Origin of the sequence: Bradyrhizobium sp. OAE829 (assembly GCF_040546575.1) — a bacterium.
In the GTDB taxonomy this organism is placed as follows: Bacteria; Pseudomonadota; Alphaproteobacteria; order Rhizobiales; family Xanthobacteraceae; genus Bradyrhizobium.
In genome coordinates this window covers 4,265,183-4,281,083 of sequence record NZ_JBEPOE010000001.1, presented here as the reverse complement: position 1 = coordinate 4,281,083, position 15,901 = coordinate 4,265,183, and the positions used below count along the sequence as shown (strand labels likewise).

At 63.3% G+C, this 15,901-nt stretch carries 20 protein-coding genes; 6 read left to right on the top strand and 14 right to left on the bottom strand.

Going from position 1 to position 15,901, the window contains the following annotated elements; translation table 11 throughout:
* Positions 1-72 precede the first annotated feature (72 nt).
* Positions 73-1,107, top strand: coding sequence for an aspartate-semialdehyde dehydrogenase (locus ABIE49_RS20680; protein WP_192739342.1), 1,035 nt, complete (start codon positions 73-75; stop codon positions 1,105-1,107).
* 3 nt (positions 1,108-1,110) lie between these two features.
* Here the strand turns inward: ABIE49_RS20680 and ABIE49_RS20675 are convergent, their stop codons facing one another.
* Complete coding sequence (locus ABIE49_RS20675) at positions 1,111-1,764, bottom strand: carbonic anhydrase (RefSeq protein ID WP_192739341.1); 654 nt, start codon at positions 1,762-1,764, stop codon at positions 1,111-1,113.
* Positions 1,765-1,866: 102 nt separating this feature from the next.
* Between ABIE49_RS20675 and ABIE49_RS20670 the strand changes: the two genes are divergently transcribed.
* Positions 1,867-2,745, top strand: a complete 879-nt coding sequence (locus ABIE49_RS20670; protein ID WP_192739340.1) for an HpcH/HpaI aldolase/citrate lyase family protein — start codon at positions 1,867-1,869, stop codon at positions 2,743-2,745.
* A gap of 5 nt (positions 2,746-2,750) precedes the next feature.
* Here the strand turns inward: ABIE49_RS20670 and ABIE49_RS20665 are convergent, their stop codons facing one another.
* The 3 genes from ABIE49_RS20665 to ABIE49_RS20655 all read right to left on the bottom strand — a co-directional run bounded on the left by ABIE49_RS20665 (position 2,751) and on the right by ABIE49_RS20655 (position 4,727).
* Positions 2,751-3,569 (bottom strand): glycosyltransferase family 32 protein, encoded by an 819-nt coding sequence (locus tag ABIE49_RS20665; RefSeq protein WP_192739339.1) that lies wholly within the window; start codon positions 3,567-3,569, stop codon positions 2,751-2,753.
* Between the two features lie 42 nt (positions 3,570-3,611).
* Positions 3,612-4,217 carry a 3-isopropylmalate dehydratase small subunit gene (gene leuD, locus ABIE49_RS20660; RefSeq protein WP_192739338.1) on the bottom strand — a complete coding sequence of 202 codons (606 nt, stop codon included), beginning with the start codon at positions 4,215-4,217 and terminating at the stop codon, positions 3,612-3,614.
* Between the two features lie 111 nt (positions 4,218-4,328).
* A complete protein-coding gene (locus ABIE49_RS20655; protein WP_192739337.1) occupies positions 4,329-4,727 on the bottom strand; it encodes a metallopeptidase family protein in 399 nt (132 codons plus the stop codon).
* Positions 4,728-4,864: 137 nt separating this feature from the next.
* Here ABIE49_RS20655 and ABIE49_RS20650 point away from each other — a divergent pair, with 137 nt between their 5' ends.
* The 3 genes from ABIE49_RS20650 to ABIE49_RS20640 all read left to right on the top strand — a co-directional run bounded on the left by ABIE49_RS20650 (position 4,865) and on the right by ABIE49_RS20640 (position 6,254).
* Entirely contained in the window at positions 4,865-5,191 is a 327-nt protein-coding gene (locus tag ABIE49_RS20650; protein WP_192739336.1) for a hypothetical protein, read from the top strand.
* Between the two features lie 502 nt (positions 5,192-5,693).
* Complete coding sequence (locus ABIE49_RS20645) at positions 5,694-5,831, top strand: hypothetical protein (protein ID WP_192739335.1); 138 nt, start codon at positions 5,694-5,696, stop codon at positions 5,829-5,831.
* A gap of 108 nt (positions 5,832-5,939) precedes the next feature.
* Positions 5,940-6,254, top strand: a complete 315-nt coding sequence (locus ABIE49_RS20640; RefSeq protein WP_210337493.1) for a hypothetical protein — start codon at positions 5,940-5,942, stop codon at positions 6,252-6,254.
* A gap of 55 nt (positions 6,255-6,309) precedes the next feature.
* On the opposite strand, the gene ABIE49_RS20635 is transcribed toward ABIE49_RS20640, so the two are convergent.
* From ABIE49_RS20635 to ffh, 10 genes are all read right to left on the bottom strand, one after another.
* Positions 6,310-8,007 carry a methyl-accepting chemotaxis protein gene (locus ABIE49_RS20635; protein WP_192739334.1) on the bottom strand — a complete coding sequence of 566 codons (1,698 nt, stop codon included), beginning with the start codon at positions 8,005-8,007 and terminating at the stop codon, positions 6,310-6,312.
* A gap of 237 nt (positions 8,008-8,244) precedes the next feature.
* Positions 8,245-8,535: a DUF1330 domain-containing protein gene (locus ABIE49_RS20630; RefSeq protein ID WP_192739333.1), complete on the bottom strand. Its 291-nt coding sequence runs from the start codon at positions 8,533-8,535 to the stop codon at positions 8,245-8,247.
* Positions 8,536-8,652: 117 nt separating this feature from the next.
* Positions 8,653-8,862 carry a hypothetical protein gene (locus ABIE49_RS20625; protein WP_192739332.1) on the bottom strand — a complete coding sequence of 70 codons (210 nt, stop codon included), beginning with the start codon at positions 8,860-8,862 and terminating at the stop codon, positions 8,653-8,655.
* Positions 8,863-8,960: 98 nt separating this feature from the next.
* Entirely contained in the window at positions 8,961-10,367 is a 1,407-nt protein-coding gene (gene leuC, locus ABIE49_RS20620) for a 3-isopropylmalate dehydratase large subunit (protein WP_192739331.1), read from the bottom strand.
* A gap of 78 nt (positions 10,368-10,445) precedes the next feature.
* Positions 10,446-10,580, bottom strand: coding sequence for a hypothetical protein (locus ABIE49_RS20615; RefSeq protein WP_283815156.1), 135 nt, complete (start codon positions 10,578-10,580; stop codon positions 10,446-10,448).
* 146 nt (positions 10,581-10,726) lie between these two features.
* Positions 10,727-11,107, bottom strand: coding sequence for a 50S ribosomal protein L19 (gene rplS / locus ABIE49_RS20610; RefSeq protein WP_192739330.1), 381 nt, complete (start codon positions 11,105-11,107; stop codon positions 10,727-10,729).
* Between the two features lie 114 nt (positions 11,108-11,221).
* Entirely contained in the window at positions 11,222-11,953 is a 732-nt protein-coding gene (gene trmD, locus ABIE49_RS20605) for a tRNA (guanosine(37)-N1)-methyltransferase TrmD (RefSeq protein WP_192739329.1), read from the bottom strand.
* A gap of 25 nt (positions 11,954-11,978) precedes the next feature.
* The gene (gene rimM / locus ABIE49_RS20600) at positions 11,979-12,503 is read right to left on the bottom strand and encodes a ribosome maturation factor RimM (protein ID WP_192739328.1); all 525 of its coding nucleotides are present in this window, start codon (positions 12,501-12,503) and stop codon (positions 11,979-11,981) included.
* A gap of 19 nt (positions 12,504-12,522) precedes the next feature.
* The gene (rpsP, locus tag ABIE49_RS20595) at positions 12,523-12,855 is read right to left on the bottom strand and encodes a 30S ribosomal protein S16 (protein WP_192739327.1); all 333 of its coding nucleotides are present in this window, start codon (positions 12,853-12,855) and stop codon (positions 12,523-12,525) included.
* Between the two features lie 45 nt (positions 12,856-12,900).
* Entirely contained in the window at positions 12,901-14,448 is a 1,548-nt protein-coding gene (gene ffh / locus ABIE49_RS20590; RefSeq protein ID WP_192739326.1) for a signal recognition particle protein, read from the bottom strand.
* Positions 14,449-14,793: 345 nt separating this feature from the next.
* On the opposite strand from ffh, the gene ABIE49_RS20585 reads away from it, so the two are divergent.
* Complete coding sequence (locus ABIE49_RS20585) at positions 14,794-15,858, top strand: MBL fold metallo-hydrolase (RefSeq protein WP_192739325.1); 1,065 nt, start codon at positions 14,794-14,796, stop codon at positions 15,856-15,858.
* Positions 15,859-15,901 lie beyond the last annotated feature (43 nt).

The following is a 15,901-nucleotide window of genomic DNA, read 5'->3' as shown; positions in this document are numbered from 1 at the left end:
TCGCATAGAAGCGCTGCCTCTTCCCTTTCCGCCGCGGGCGGGGGGACGGCATTTTTCGTCGGAGAGTGAACGATGGGTTACAAAGTCGCGCTGGTCGGAGCGACCGGCAATGTCGGGCGGGAAATGCTCAACATTCTCGACGAGCGCAAATTCCCCGCGGACGAGGTGGTGGCGCTGGCGTCACGCCGCAGCGTTGGCGTGGAAGTTTCGTATGGCGACCGCACCCTGAAGTGCAAGGCCCTCGAGCACTACGATTTCTCCGATATCGACATCTGCCTGATGTCGGCAGGCGGCGCGGTGTCGAAGGAATGGTCGCCGAAGATCGGCGCCGCCGGCGCTGTCGTGATCGACAATTCGTCGGCCTGGCGGATGGATCCGGACGTGCCGCTGATCGTGCCCGAAGTGAACGCCGACGCCGTGACCGGCTTCACCAAGAAGAACATCATCGCCAACCCGAACTGCTCGACCGCCCAACTCGTGGTGGCGCTGAAGCCGCTGCACGACAAGGCCACCATCAAGCGCGTCGTAGTCGCGACCTACCAGTCGGTGTCGGGCGCCGGCAAGGATGCGATGGACGAATTGTTTTCGCAGACCAAGGCCGTCTACACCAACAGCGAACTGATCAACAAGAAATTCCCCAAGCGTATCGCCTTCAACGTCATCCCCGAGATCGACGTGTTCATGGAGGACGGCTACACCAAGGAAGAGTGGAAGATGATGATGGAGACCAAGAAGATTCTTGATCCCAAAATCAGGCTGACCGCGACTTGCGTGCGCGTGCCGGTGTTCGTCGGCCATTCGGAAGCCGTCAATATCGAATTCGAGAATCCGATCACAGCCGATGAAGCGCGTAACATCCTGCGCAATGCGCCGGGGTGCCTCGTGATCGACAAGCACGAGCCTGGCGGTTACGTCACGCCTTATGAAGCCGCCGGCGAAGATGCGACCTATATCAGCCGCATCCGCGAGGACGCGACCGTCGAGAACGGGCTGTCGCTATGGTGCGTTTCCGACAATCTGCGCAAGGGTGCGGCGCTGAACGCGGTGCAGATCGCCGAATGCCTGATCAACCGCAAGCTGATCAGCGCGAAGAAGAAAGCAGCGTAATCCCTAGACGCTGCCTTGCATCTCGCTGACGGCGCGGAATTCCTTCGCCGTCGGATCGAGCACGAACAGCGAGCCTTCGGCGACGCCGAAATAGGCGCCGTGCAGATTCATCTCGCCGCGATCGACCAGCGTGCGGACGAACGGAAACGTCATCAGGTTTTCGAGTGAGCGGAAGATCGCGGCTTTCTCGATCCTGACGGTGAAATCCTGCATCGATTCGCGTTCGCGTTGTTCGACGACTTCGCCCGGCTTGATGAACATCGCCATCCAGCGGCCGATGAAATCGCCCGGCGACAGCGGATCGATCTTGTCGATGAAGGCCCTGATGCCTCCGCACTGGGCGTGGCCGAGCACCACGATATGCTTGATGCGGAGCACGTTGACCGCATATTCGAGCGCCGCGGATACGCCGTGGGCGCCGCCGTCGGGCTGATAGACTGGCACCAGATTGGCCACGTTGCGGACCACGAACAGTTCACCCGGGCCGGCGTCGAAGATCACCTCCGGCGAGACGCGGGAATCGCAGCAGCCGATCACCATGACAGCGGGCGACTGGCCACGCTCGGACAGTTCCCGGTAGCGTGACTGTTCTGTAGGCAGTCGTTGCGAGGTGAAGGTCCGGTAGCCGTCGAGCAGATGTTGCGGAAATGCGGTCATGGCCCTTGCCTAACCATAGACCGATGACCGGAACAAGGCTTTCGGCGGCTCGTTTGAAATGATATCGCGTGGGGTACAAAAAGCCCCTTAGGAAACCAGCCCATGATCCGTCCGCGCCGCAGCCTGTTGTTCATGCCGGGATCGAATGCGCGGGCGCTGGAAAAGGCGCGCAACCTTGCCGCCGACGGTATCATCCTCGACCTTGAGGATTCGGTGGCGCCGGACGCCAAGGCGCTGGCCCGTGACCAGATCGCCAACGCGATCGCGGCCGGCGGGTTCGGCAAGCGCGAGGTGCTGATCCGGGTCAACAGCCTGGATACGCCGTGGTGGATCGACGACGTCACCATGGCCGGCAAGGCGCGGCCCGACGGCATTCTGGTTCCCAAGATTTCCAGCGTCGCCGATCTCAACGCCATCGCCGATCGCCTCAGCGACATCGGCGCGGATACCTCGATCCGGGTCTGGGCCATGATCGAGACTTCGCGCGCGGTGCTGGACGCGGACAAGCTCGCCGCGGCGTCGAGGGATTCGGAAACGCGTCTCGCGGGCTTTGTGTTCGGGCCGAACGACATTTCGCGCGAAACTCGCATCCGGATGCAGCCGGGCCGGGCCGCGATGATCCCGATGATCATCCATTGCATCCTGGCGGCACGCGCGCATGGGCTCGAAATCCTCGACGGGCCCTACAGCGATATCAGCAACGTCGACGGCTTTGCGGTTGAATGCGCGCAGGGGCGCGATCTCGGGTTCGACGGAAAGACGCTGATCCATCCGAGTCATATCGAGGCCTGCAACGCGATCTTCACGCCGCCGGCCGAGGAAGTCGCGGAAGCCCGCAAGATCATCGCGGCGTTCCAGCAGCCCGAAAACGCCTCCCGCGGCGCCATCCAGCTCGACGGCCGCATGGTGGAACGGCTGCACGCCGACATGGCCAAGCGTACCATCGCCATTGCGGACGCGATCGCCGCGATGGGGCATTAAGTTTTTTACCCTCCCCCTCCAGGGGAGGGTAAGTCAGCGAGCCCAAACCTCTCCGTCGCCCATGCATAGAGACTGCCGGGAATCGGCCTCTGCCCGCCGCGGCCTTTCGGCGAGATGTGCAGCCCGATGATTTGGGGATCGGCGAGCAGCGCTGAAAAATCCGTCTGCTCGAAAAACAGTTTCGGCTCGGCGTGGACCGCATAGAATGATTGCTTCGGCAATGCGTGCTGCAATTCGCCTCCGCGGCGCGCGAGTGCGGTGAGCGCAGCCGGGCCAAAGATCGCAACACGGATATCGGAGAGGCGTTTCGATTTGCCGCTGAGCTGCCGCAGCATGAAGGTCAGGCGATGGCGCAGCGCCAGCCAGTCCGGCGTCAGCTCGTCCTGCTTCATCAGATTTTCGAACGCCGTCACAATCGGATCGTTCGGCGGCAGATACAAAACCGAATTGCCGAGCTGGCGCGGCCGCTCCCAGGCGAAATAGGGTTTTGCAGGATCGAGCTCGACCGGCCTCAGCAGCAGGACATCCGCGTCGAGCCACAGGCCGGCCTTCTCCGCCATCAGCCGCATGCGGAAGAAATCGCTGAACTGCAGAATGGTCCAGTCGCGCCAGCTGCCGTCCGGCTGCGGCGGGCGAAGCCGCTCGGAAAAGGAATGCGGCAGGATCGCTTCGGCCTCGGCGTTGCCGACGCCATCGGGCAGGCCGGCAAGCGGGTCGAAACTGTAGACGGTGACCTTGTGGCCCGCTGCGACCTGCGATCGCAGGCATGTCAGCCGGAGCGCATCGAGCGGGCCATGCCAGAAGGTGACGACGTCAGGCCGCATCGGCGGCGCCTCACTATTGTCGAGCGAGGCGGCGACCCGCGATCAGGCCCAGGCGCGCTCTTTCTTGGCCTTGGCCTCGTAGGTGTCGATGGAAGTCTTCTTCTCCATCGTCAGGCCAATGTCGTCCAGACCGTTGAGCAGGCAATGCTTGCGGAACGGGTCGATCTCGAACTTCACGGTGCCGCCGTCGGGGCCGCGGATTTCCTGGGCCGCGAGGTCGATGGTCAGCGTCGCGTTGGCGCCGCGCTCGGCGTCGTCGAACAGTTTGTCGAGGTCGTCCTGGGTGACGCGGATCGGCAGGATGCCGTTCTTGAAGCAGTTGTTGTAGAAGATGTCGCCGAACGAGGTCGAGATCACGCAGCGGATGCCGAAATCCAGCAGCGCCCACGGCGCGTGCTCGCGGCTCGAGCCGCAACCGAAATTGTCGCCGGCGACCAGCACCTTGGAATTGCGGTAGGCGGGCTTGTTGAGGATGAAGTCCGGATTCTCGCTGCCGTCATCCTTGTAGCGCTGTTCCGAAAAAAGACCCTTGCCAAGGCCGGTACGCTTGATGGTCTTCAGGTACTGCTTCGGAATGATCATGTCGGTGTCGACATTGATGATCTTCAGGGGCGCAGCGACGCCTTCCAGTGTGGTGAACTTGTCCATCGATCGTACTTCCCGGCTGAAATGAGGGGATAGGGCCGTTGATTTATCGCGAAATCGGCCCCGGCAAAAGGCCAATTTGCGCAATCCTACCCTGCTACTCCTAACCCGTTCCTACCCCGCTTGGGCCTCGATCGCCTCCATATCGGCATCCGACAGCCCGAAATGGTGGCCGATTTCGTGAATCAGCACGTGCCGGACGATGTGGCCCAGCGTTTCCTCATGCTCCGCCCAGTAGTCCAGGATCGGCCGCCGGTAGAGCCAGATCATGTTGGGCAGGCGGGCAACGTCGTTATTGCTTTGCTGCGGCAGGCCGAGGCCCTGGAACAGGCCGAGCAGGTCGAACTCGCTTTGCGCCTGCATTTCGTCGAGGACCTCGTCGGTCGGGAAATCGTCGACGCGGATGATCACCCCCTCGCAAAGGGTTCGAAAGCCCTTTGGCAGGCGCCCGAAAACCTCATGCGCCATGGCTTCCATTTCGGCGAGCGACGGTGCTTTTGCTTCCTTCCACATCGTGCCTGTTTAGCGCGTGTTCCACCGGCGCGCCTACTCATTTTGCGCGCCTACTGATTCTGAATATCATCGCAAGGTTGACCTTGGCGCGGCAATCGGAGACCGTACCGCCCGATAACAGGCTTTGGGTGGGCGGAATGAAGCGGATTGCGACGGCGGCGGTAGCGGCGATTTTGACCGGATTCTTGTTGCCGGAAGGCGGCGCACAGGCCCAGACCGCACCGTCGGGGGTGCGCACCGCGCAGGCAGCGAAGCCGGCCGCCACCGATGCGTCAGCACAACGCCGGCGGCCGCTCCGCCGCGTGCCGATCTACCGGCAGGAGCAGTGGGAACCCGATGTCTATCCGCGCTACAATCCGGGGCCGAATGCGGTGCGATCTTGCACGGCGACCTATGTGCAGGAATACCGGCCGAGCGGCACCGTCATCACGCCGCGCATGAACTGCTACTGGCGCCCCGGTTAGCGCCTGCGCGCTAGCTTCCAAATCGATCAGCGTTCCAAATATATCTGCGCCGGCGAGCCATGAACGAGAATGGCCGTCGCCACGTGCGATGTCGAAGCGTTCATGTTTGAAATCATGACGGGCTCATGGTGCGGAGTGTCTGCAGCGATGCAACGGCAGTCTGCGCCGGTTTGACGCGCCGCTGAAATCGATCGGAACCGATGTACACGCTCCCTGTTCATCTTCGTGGCGCAGTCATTCAGTTCGCATTCACCTCCTCAGCATCAAGCTGTGAGCTGCGTCGCGGCGCTGCGGCTGCTTGTCGAGCACCGCTCGCCACGAACGTGACATCCCCCGCGTGAGCATAAGCTCATCGCTGAAGGACCAAGGAGACTATATATGCAGGTGATGAAAGTTCTGGGGCTTGCCGCCATTGGCGCCATGCTCGTTATAGCCGCTCCGACTGAGCGCGCTAACGCGTTGTCGCTGAGCAACCCCGGCGCTGCAGCCGCCGTCCAGGAGGATGTCAAGCCCGAGACGACAGAGGCGGGATGGCGGCATCGCCATCATCGCTGGCATCGTCATCACCACCATCGTCGGCATCATCATCATCGTCACCATCATCGCCGCTGGTGATCGCGAGTTTGCGGATTTGAAGTGAGCAGGCCCGTTCATCGCGGGCCTGTTTTCACTTCAAGGTTACTGCCATGAAACGGGCGCCATTGCTGCCTGTTATTTGACGATCCTGAATCAGAAGAGGTAGATCGTCATGAAGACCTTGATCGGAGCAGCTGCTGTCGCGGGCGCTCTGGTGTTTGCCGGCCCGGCGGCGGTCAATTCGGCAGCCGCGGCATCGCCGCAAATGAAGCAACAAACCGCCGGCACATCAGGTGCGACCGACTTCAGCGCGCAACGCTATTACGGGCGCCATTACGGCTACGGCTATTATCGGCCGTATTATCGCCCATACTACCGGCCGTATTACGGACCCCGCTACTACGCGCGGCCCTCTTACTACCGGCCATATCCCTACTACGCTCCGGCGCCGTTCACGTTCGGCTTCGGGTTCGGGCCGTACTGGTGACGGACGCGGCCATCGCGCTCAGAAGATGAGCGCGATGGCGATGGCCCCAAGCAGATCAGGCGGCGCGAATGAGATCGAGGAAAGTGTTGACGTCGGCGCGCAGCTTCTCCGACTGATGGCTGAGGTCGTCAGCCGCCGTCAGCACTTCCGACGCCGCGGCGCCGGTCTCGTTGGCGGCGTCGTTGACGCTGCCGACGTTCGAAGATACCTCGGTCGTTCCCTTCGAAACTTCCTGGATGTTCTGCGCAATGTCGCGGGTGGCAGAGCTCTGCTGCTCGACCGCGGCAGCGATCGCCGTGGCGATCTCGTTCATCTGGGCGATCGTCGTTCCGATCGTCTTGATGGCCGTCACGGCGTTGCCGGTCTCCTGCTGGATCGCGGCGATCTGGGCTGAAATATCCTCCGTCGCCTTGGCGGTCTGGGTGGCAAGCGCCTTCACTTCGGTGGCGACGACGGCAAAGCCCTTGCCGGACTCGCCGGCGCGCGCCGCTTCGATCGTGGCGTTGAGCGCCAGCAGGTTGGTCTGCGATGCGATGTTCTGGATCAGCGAAATGACTTCGCCGATCTTCTGTGCCGCTTCGGCCAGGCCCTCGACGGTCTTGTTGGTGCGGTCGGTCTCGGCGACCGCAAGGTTGGCGGTCTGGGACGCCTGCGCCACCTGGCGCGAGATTTCGCTGATCGAGGCATGCAGTTCCTCGGTCGCCACGGCAACCGTCTGCACGTTCGCGGAGGCGACGTCGGAGGCGTTGGCGACGGCGGTGGCCTGCCGGCTGGTTTCCTCTGCCGTTGCCGTCATGCTGCCGGCGGTGGCGTGCATCTCGGCCGACGCAGCGGTCAGCGTTTGCAGGGCTTCGGAGACCTGGACGTCGAAGGTTGCGATGTAGCCTTCGATGGCGCGCTGCCGGGCTTCCTTGCGGATCTGCTCCTCGCGCTGTTCGGCTTCGAGGCGGCGCGCCGTCATCGCGTTTTCCTTGAAGACGGTGAGCGACTTGGCGAGACCACCAACCTCGTCGGTCCGGTTGGCGCCAACGATCGAAATATCGAGATCGCCTCCGGCAAGCTTGGTCATTTCAAGCGTCATCCGCCGCAATGGCTGGGCGATCTGGCCGAACGCGATCCAGCCGAGGATGGCAAAGGCCAGCAGCAGGCCGACAATCGCCCCGACCACGAGCAAAAGACGGGTGTAATCGGCGCTGGCGACGCTCGCGTCGCGCGCGCCGCGCATGGCGTCCGTATTGATGGTGATGAGTTGCCCCACCGCCGCGATCGCGGTCTGGCGATGCTTGGCCGCGACGTTGCGCGAATAGGCGAAGGCGTCTTCCAACTTGCCCGCGGCCGCCAGTTCGAAAACCTTGGCGCTGGCGACCCGGCGGTCCTTGACGGCAGTGCGCATGGTGTCGATCAGCTGACGCTGCTCGGGAGCGGTGGTGACGGTCGCCAGACGATCGATTGCTTCCAGCGTGGCATCGGTGGCCTTGCCATAGGACTCGACGTTCTGGCTGATCGCCTTGGCGTCGGTGCCGGAGAGGATGACGTTCTTTTCGCTCACCGCGGCGCTGTTGAAATGGCTCTCGGCCTGCAGGCTGTATTGCACCCGCATCGCGTTGCCGTCGACGAGGCTCGCCGCCGTCGCGGACAGGTTGCTCAGCGCCATCGAGGCCTGGACGACGATCCCGACTGCCACAAGGGCGACGATCGCGGCTGGCACCGCGATCTTGGCAATAATGGGCAGGTTTTGAAATCTGGCGAACATTTTCTCGAGTCTCTCTGGAGGAAAATTTGCGCGGTCGAACCGTTGCGGCGGCCCCGGGGACCGCCCGTGGCACGGCGCCGCGTCGAATCAAGCCCTCGACACGAGGGGATCCTAAAGGCAGCTATCGATTTTCTGATTGGTTAAGGGGTAGTTTACCAGCCGGCCCTTAGCAAAGTGTTGACGCTGTCTGTAACGGGCTCCTTGAACGCGGTCCTGGCAAGACCCGGCGACCCAGCCCTACCCAAAACCCTTGGCCAGCAAAACGATACCGTCCGCACCGGCTTTGCGGTCCGTGGTTATTTCCAGATACTCCGGCGAGTCCGACCAAGCCCGGAATGCGGCCTCGTCGGGAAACGACATCAGCACCAGCTTGTCGCGATCCCACACGCCCTCCAGCACGGCCGGCTCTTCATCCGCCGCCAACAGCCGGCCGTTGAATTTTTTGAACACGTCGAAGAAGCGCGCCTGATAGCGGTCATAGGCGGCGCGGTCGGTCATTTTCAATTGCACGATCACATAGACGGTCATGTCCAATCCTTCTCGCGAGCGAGTTCAACATTACCTATGCTGGCAAATCCAAGCTGAAACAAAACAGGCGCCCCCCGGGGGCGCCTGTTTTTTGCATGCGATGACGAGCGCGTAGGCTCAATCCCAGTCCTTGCCCTTCCAGGGCTTGATCTTCCACGGCGTCAACGCTTCCAGCCGCCATTCGCGCCAGTGCTCCGGCGGCCAGTTGCTGAGGCGCCTTGTGTCCTTGGGTGTAGCGGGGACGAGATCGACGATGCGCGAGACGTTGCGCCGGCTCTGGCGCGTCGCCTCGCTGATCATATCGACATATTCTGGTTTATCGGCCACGTCCGGCTCCTCGCGATGATCATTCCGCAAGCAGCCAGTCTGCGCCCCGCGCCTTAACGAGGCGTTGCCGGAACGCCTCGATGTTGAGGCAACGCGCGTTAACGCCACTCCCTGATGTCGACGAAATGCCCGGCGATCGCAGCTGCCGCGGCCATGGCCGGCGACACCAGATGGGTGCGGCCCTTGAAACCCTGCCGGCCCTCGAAATTGCGGTTCGAGGTCGAGGCGCAGCGCTCTTCAGGCGACAGCTTGTCGGGATTCATGGCCAGACACATCGAGCAACCCGGCTCGCGCCATTCGAAGCCGGCCTTGATGAAGATCTTGTCGAGGCCTTCAGCTTCCGCCTGCTCCTTCACGATGCCCGAGCCCGGCACGATCATCGCGCTGACATGACCGTTGACGGTCTTGCCTTCGGCGACCTTCGCCGCCGCGCGCAAATCCTCGATGCGGCCGTTGGTGCAGGAGCCGATGAACACGCGGTCGAGCTTGATGTCGGTGATCTTGGTCCCCGCGGTCAGGCCCATGTACTTCAGCGCGCGATGCTTTGAGAGCCGCTTGGCTTCATCGGCGATCTGGTCGGGGTCGGGCACCATGCCCGTGATCGACACCACGTCCTCGGGCGAGGTGCCCCAGGTGACGATCGGCGGCAGCTTGGCCGCATCCAGCCGGATCTCGTGGTCGAAATGCGCGCCTTCGTCCGAGCGCAGGGTATCCCAGTAGCGCATCGCCGCGTCCCACGCCTCGCCCTTCGGCGACATCGGACGGCCCTTGAGGAATTCGAACGCCTTTTCATCCGGCGCGATCAGGCCGGCGCGGGCGCCGCCTTCGATCGACATGTTGCAGACCGTCATGCGGCCTTCCATCGTCAGCGCGCGGATCGCATCGCCGGCATATTCCAGCACGTAGCCGGTGCCGCCGGCGGTGCCGATCTCGCCGATGATGGCCAGGATGATGTCCTTGCCGGTGACGCCGTCGGGCAATTTGCCGTCGACCACCGCGCGCATGTTTTTTGCTTTTTTCTGGATCAGCGTCTGGGTTGCCAGAACGTGCTCGACCTCTGATGTGCCGATGCCGTGCGCCAGCGCGCCGAACGCGCCATGCGTCGAGGTGTGGCTGTCGCCGCAGACGATGGTGGTGCCGGGCAGCGTAAAGCCCTGCTCGGGACCGATCACGTGAACGATGCCCTGGCGCTTGTCGTGCTCGTTGAAATACGTGATGCCGAATTCCTTGGCGTTGTCGGCCATCACGCGCATCTGCTCGATGCTTTCAGGATCGGGATTCGGCTTCGAGCGGTCGGTGGTCGGGATGTTGTGGTCGACCACGGCCAGCGTCTTCTCCGGCGCGCGAACCTTGCGGCCGGTCATGCGCAGGCCTTCGAACGCCTGCGGCGAGGTCACCTCGTGCACCAGATGGCGGTCGATATAGAGCAGGCAGGTGCCGTCATCGGCTTCGTGCACCAGATGGTCGTTCCAGATTTTGTCGTACAGCGTGGTGGGGTTGGACATGAGCGTAAGCTCCAAAAATGATTCTGTGTGAGCGGTCAGCGCGGTTATCAGCGCAAGCAACGGGCAGTCAGCGCGGCATCAAAGGCCGCAGCTAAGCTCTGACGTCGCCGAGGTCGCAAAGCGTCCGAAGAAACGGCCGGGCAGGCGCGAGCGGTCGTCGATCACGAAGGGATCGACGCGCCGGCCTGCAAAGCTGGTTTGATCTGGAACCATTCTAGCCTCATAGCACATGAGGTATCTAAGCGCGATATGCGTTTATATCCACCGTCATTGCGAGCCGTTGCAATGACGAAAGGCTCAACAAAAAAGCGCGGGGCAAAACCCCGCGCTTTTGGTCACATCCCCCTGCAGGAGACGAATTACTCGCCGACGGCGGTCGCGCGCTCGGTCTTCTCGACGATGCGGGCCGACTTGCCGCGCAGTTGGCGCAGGTAATACAGCTTGGCGCGACGCACCTTGCCGCGGCGCACCACCTTGATCGAGTCGATCATCGGCGACATCACCGGGAAGACGCGTTCCACGCCTTCGCCGTAGGAAATCTTGCGGACGGTGAAGCTCTCATTGAGCCCGCCGCCGGACCGGCCGATGCAGACGCCTTCATAGGCCTGCACGCGGGTGCGCTCGCCTTCGACCACCTTGACGTTGACGATCACGGTGTCGCCGGGGCCAAACTCGGGGATCGACTTGGTCGCGGCCAATTTGTCGAATTGCTCTTTTTCGAGCTGTTGAATGATGTTCATTGAAATCTCCATCGGCGGCGCGCCCAGCCAGTCCAGCGCGGGCTGCGCGAACGTCCATCTATCCTGCTGATTGCTGCGGATTTGGCGCCCGTATAAGGCATAGGCGCGCGCTTGTCACCCGTCTGTCGTGCTTTTTGGGCGTTTTTGGCGCGCCTTAATCGCCCACAAATCCGGCCGCCGCGCCCTGGTCAGGGCTTCAGCCTCGGCCTGACGCCAGGCGGCGACTTTGGCATGGTCGCCGGAAACGAGGATTTCCGGGATGGTTCGGCCCTCGAACTCCTGCGGGCGGGTATATTGCGGGTATTCCAGTAGTCCCTCGGAAAAGCTCTCCTCGGTCCCCGAGGCCTGTTTTCCCATCACCCCCGGCAAGAGCCGGACACAGGCGTCGACCAGCACCATGGCGGCGACTTCACCACCGGACAGCACGTAATCGCCGATCGAGACCTCCTCGAGCCTTCGGGCTGCAATGACCCGCTCGTCGATGCCCTCGAACCGGCCGCAGACGATCACGGGCCCGGGACCGGCGGCAAGCTCGATCACCCGGGACTGGGTCAATGGCCGACCCCGGGGGCTCATCAGGAGCCTTGGTCGATCGTTTGAACCGGACTGGCCGGTATCGGCGGCGTCGATGGCGGCTGCCAATACGTCGGCGCGCAGCACCATGCCGGGCCCGCCGCCAGCCGGGGTGTCGTCAACGCTGCGGTGGCGGTCGGTGGCCGATGCCCTGATGTCGCGCGCTTCCAGCGCCCACAGCCCGGAGGCCAGCGCCTTGCCCGCCAGGCTGACGCCGAGCGGGCCCGGAAACATGTCCGGGAATAGCGTGAGGATGGTGGCGCGCCAGGTCATTTGAAATAGGTCATACAATAACCGATCACGTAAGCGTCGGAACGTCGTCGCCTTCAATTTCCTTGGGCAGTTCTATCACGACGCGGCCGCCCGCAAGGTCGACCGTCGGCACCACGGCATTGGTGAACGGCAGCAGCATCGTCGGGCCCTGCGGTGGTGCGATCTCGATGATGTCGCCGGCGCCGAAATTATGGATCGCGGTGACGCGGCCGAGCGGTTCGTTCGCGGCGTTGACCGCGGCGAGGCCAATCAGATCGGCGTGGTAATATTCGTCGTCGTCGGTCTCGGGCAGCTTGTCGCGCGCGATATAGAGCTCGATGCCGTTGAGGCGTTCGGCGTCCTCGCGGGTGGCGACGCCTTTGAACGTGGCGACCAGATGGTCTTTCGCCTCACGGGCGTGCGTCAGTTCGAACTGACGCGCGCCGTCCTTGGTCGTCAGCGGGCCGTAATCCCTCACGGCCAGCGGGTCTTCGGTAAACGTCCACAGCTTCACCGCGCCGCGCACGCCATGCGCGGCGCCGATCCGGGCGACACAAATCGGTGCTGCCACCGCCCCGCGCCGCTAACGCTTATGACTTCGCGGCGGCTTCGGCAGCGGCCTTGCGCTCCTTGCGCGGCACGGCCTTTTCCGGGTTGTTGCGCGCGGCACGCTTCACGACACCGGCGGCATCGAGGAAGCGGGTGACGCGGTCGGACGGCTGCGCGCCCTTGGCGAGCCAGGACTTGACCTTGTCCATGTCGAGCTTCAGGCGGGCTTCGTTGTCCTTCGGCAGCAGCGGATTGAAATGGCCGAGACGCTCGATGAAGCGGCCGTCGCGGGGAAAGCGCGAGTCGGCGACGACGACGTGATAGACCGGGCGCTTCTTGGTGCCTGCGCGAGCGAGGCGGATAACGACTGACATTGTATTCTCCGTAAGTTTGGTTTGATGAGAGTGAATTGATCGCGATTATTTCTTCTTGCCGGGGAAGCCGCCGAGACCCGGCAGCGTCGGCTTGCCGCTGAGGCCTGTCAGCCCCGGCAAATTCGGCAGGCCTTGACGCAAGCCCACCGGAATATCCTTCGGCAGCGCGGGCATGCCGCCCGGGCCGGCGCCACCAGGCATTTTCTCCGCCAGCGCCTTCATCTGTTCGGCCGACGGCATGCCGCCGCCGCCAAATCCCATCGCCTGCGCGATGCCGGCCATCGGGCCGCGTTTGCCCGAACCCATCGCCTTCATCATGTCGGCCATGTTCCGGTGCATCTTCAGGAGCTTGTTGACTTCCTCGACCTTGACGCCGGCGCCGGCTGCGATGCGCTTCTTGCGGCTGGCTTTCAAAAGGTCGGGGCTCTTGCGTTCCTGCCGCGTCATCGAATCGATCACCGCGACCTGGCGCTTGATGATCTTGTCGTCGATCCCAGCGTTGGCGATCTGGTTTTTCATCTTGGCAATGCCCGGCATCATGCCCATCAGGCCGCTGATGCCGCCCATGTTCGCCATCTGAAGCAATTGCTCGCGCATGTCGGCCAGGTCGAACTGGCCCTTGCGCATTTTCTCGGCGACGCGCGCCGCCTTTTCAGCGTCGATATTCGCCGCGGCCTTTTCGACCAGCGACACCACGTCGCCCATGCCGAGAATGCGGCCGGCGATACGGCTGGGGTGGAAATCTTCCAGCGCATCGGTCTTTTCACCGGTGCCGATCAGCTTGATCGGTTTTCCGGTGACCGCGCGCATCGACAGCGCGGCGCCGCCGCGGCCGTCGCCATCGACCCTCGTCAGCACGATGCCGGTCAGGCCGACGCGCTGGTCGAACGAGCGCGCGAGATTGACCGCGTCCTGGCCGGTCAGGGAATCCGCGACCAGCAGCACTTCATGCGGGCTGGCGACGGTTTTGATTTCCGCGGCCTCCGACATCATCTCTTCGTCGAGCGTGGTGCGGCCGGCGGTGTCGAGCAGCACGACGTCGTAGCCGCCGAGCTTGGCGGCTTCCAGCGCGCGTTTGGCAATCTGCGCCGGCTTCTGGCCGGCCACGATCGGCAGCGTCGGAATGTCGAGATCGCGCCCGAGCACGGCGAGCTGCTCCATCGCCGCGGGGCGATAGATGTCGAGTGAGGCCATCAGCACCTTGCGCTTGTCGCGCTGGGTCATGCGGCGGGCGAGTTTTGCGGTGGTCGTGGTTTTGCCGGAGCCCTGCAGACCGACCATCATGATCGCGACCGGCGGCACCGCATTGAGGTCGATGGTCTGGCCGTCGGCGCCGAGCGTGGCGACCAGTTCGTCATGGACGATCTTGACCACCATCTGGCCGGGTGTGACCGACTTGACGACGGTGGCGCCGATCGCCTGCTCGCGCACGCGGTCGATGAAGCTTCTGACCACGTCGAGCGAGACGTCGGCCTCGAGCAGCGCGCGGCGCACCTCGCGCATCGCGGCATCGACGTCCTTCTCGGACAGCGCACCGCGGCCCGTCAGCCGATCGAGTATCCCACCGAGCTTTTCCGACAGATTGTCGAACAATGCCGTTATCCTCTGTCCTGCCTCAGGACGAATTTCCAAACACGATTACGCCCGAGGGCGCATCGCGCTGTCGGGCGTTGGCCTCCGGTCTCAAGGGCCGGGCGGCGGGTCGAAAAGTACGTCTTTCCGAGAAGTGCCGGGGTTAAACGCCCGGGAGCCATCAAAGTCAAGGGCAAACTAGCCCGAACCGGCCTCGAACGCCGAGTTAAGTCATTGAAACAAAGAAATTTTATGCCGATTTACCGGCGCGAAGTTGCGCGTTCCCTCTGCTGCGGGTTCCAACTTGGTCAGGGCACGCCATATAACGCCGCGTACCCTTCGCTCCCGCTCTATGTGATCGCGCCCGTGCCCATTACCCGCCGCCGTGTCTTTGCAGTGCTCGCCGGCCTCGGTCTGGCCGCCGGCGCGCCATCTGTCTGGATGTCCCGCATGAAAACCTATGACGGCCCCGTCTCCGACCATTTCGACGGCCTGACCTTCTTCGATCCGGATGGTTCGCCGCCGAAATCACTGGCCGAGGTACTGCGTTGGCAGTTCGGCGGCCGTGGGCAGCGTGCGAGCTGGCCGGATTGGGTGCCAAGTGCGCACGCCGATACGCCGCCGCCGCGTGTTGACGGCAACAAGGTGCGGCTGTCGTTCGTCGGCCATGCGAGCTGGCTGATCCAGACCGGCGGCCTCAATATTCTCGTCGACCCCGTGTGGTCGATGCGGGCCTCGCCGTTCAGATGGGCCGGGCCGAAGCGGCACAACGATCCCGGCATCGCCTTCGACGCATTGCCCAAGATCGATGTCGTGCTGGTGTCGCACGGCCATTACGATCATCTCGATCTGGCGACGCTGTCGAGGCTCGCGAAAACATTTTCGCCGCGCGTGATCACGCCGCTCGGCAATGACGTTACCATGCGCGACGCGGATGAAGCGATCAAAGTCGAGGCGTTCGACTGGAAGGATCGCGTCGAACTCGGCAACGGCATCGCCGTGACGCTGGTGCCGACACGGCATTGGTCGGCACGCGGGCTGTTCGACCGCAACAAGGCGCTGTGGGCGAGCTTTGTGCTGGAGACGCCGGCCGGCAAACTCTACATCGTCTGCGATTCCGGCTACGGCGACGGCAAGCATTTTCGCCGGGTTGCCGAAGCACATGGCCCGCTGCGGCTGGCGATCCTGCCCATCGGCGCCTATGAGCCGCGCTGGTTCATGCGCGACCAGCACATGAACCCGTCGGACGCCGTGAAGGCGCTGGCCGATTGCGGTGCGCAGACCGCGCTGGCGCATCATCACGGCACGTTCCAGCTTACCGACGAGGCGATCGACGCGCCGGTGATCGCGCTCGGCGAAGCGCTGGACGAAGCGAAGATTCCGCGCGAGCGGTTCGCCACGCTGAAGCCCGGACAGGTATTCGAGGTTTAACGTCTTGTCGTCCCTGCGAACGCAGGGACCCATAACCACAGCA

Coding starts and splice junctions, on each gene's coding strand:
- ABIE49_RS20640 (WP_210337493.1), top strand. CDS start 5,940: ATGAAGACCTTGATCGGAGCAGCTGCTGTCGCGGGCGCTCTGGTGTTT.
- ABIE49_RS20635 (WP_192739334.1), bottom strand. CDS start 8,007: ATGTTCGCCAGATTTCAAAACCTGCCCATTATTGCCAAGATCGCGGTG.
- ABIE49_RS20650 (WP_192739336.1), top strand. CDS start 4,865: ATGAAGCGGATTGCGACGGCGGCGGTAGCGGCGATTTTGACCGGATTC.
- ABIE49_RS20655 (WP_192739337.1), bottom strand. CDS start 4,727: ATGTGGAAGGAAGCAAAAGCACCGTCGCTCGCCGAAATGGAAGCCATG.
- rpsP (WP_192739327.1), bottom strand. CDS start 12,855: ATGTCAGTCGTTATCCGCCTCGCTCGCGCAGGCACCAAGAAGCGCCCG.
- ABIE49_RS20670 (WP_192739340.1), top strand. CDS start 1,867: ATGATCCGTCCGCGCCGCAGCCTGTTGTTCATGCCGGGATCGAATGCG.
- leuC (WP_192739331.1), bottom strand. CDS start 10,367: ATGTCCAACCCCACCACGCTGTACGACAAAATCTGGAACGACCATCTG.
- ABIE49_RS20630 (WP_192739333.1), bottom strand. CDS start 8,535: ATGACCGTCTATGTGATCGTGCAATTGAAAATGACCGACCGCGCCGCC.
- ABIE49_RS20645 (WP_192739335.1), top strand. CDS start 5,694: ATGTCAAGCCCGAGACGACAGAGGCGGGATGGCGGCATCGCCATCATC.
- ABIE49_RS20675 (WP_192739341.1), bottom strand. CDS start 1,764: ATGACCGCATTTCCGCAACATCTGCTCGACGGCTACCGGACCTTCACC.
- ABIE49_RS20615 (WP_283815156.1), bottom strand. CDS start 10,580: ATGGTTCCAGATCAAACCAGCTTTGCAGGCCGGCGCGTCGATCCCTTC.
- trmD (WP_192739329.1), bottom strand. CDS start 11,953: ATGACCTGGCGCGCCACCATCCTCACGCTATTCCCGGACATGTTTCCG.
- ABIE49_RS20680 (WP_192739342.1), top strand. CDS start 73: ATGGGTTACAAAGTCGCGCTGGTCGGAGCGACCGGCAATGTCGGGCGG.
- leuD (WP_192739338.1), bottom strand. CDS start 4,217: ATGGACAAGTTCACCACACTGGAAGGCGTCGCTGCGCCCCTGAAGATC.
- rplS (WP_192739330.1), bottom strand. CDS start 11,107: ATGAACATCATTCAACAGCTCGAAAAAGAGCAATTCGACAAATTGGCC.
- ABIE49_RS20665 (WP_192739339.1), bottom strand. CDS start 3,569: ATGCGGCCTGACGTCGTCACCTTCTGGCATGGCCCGCTCGATGCGCTC.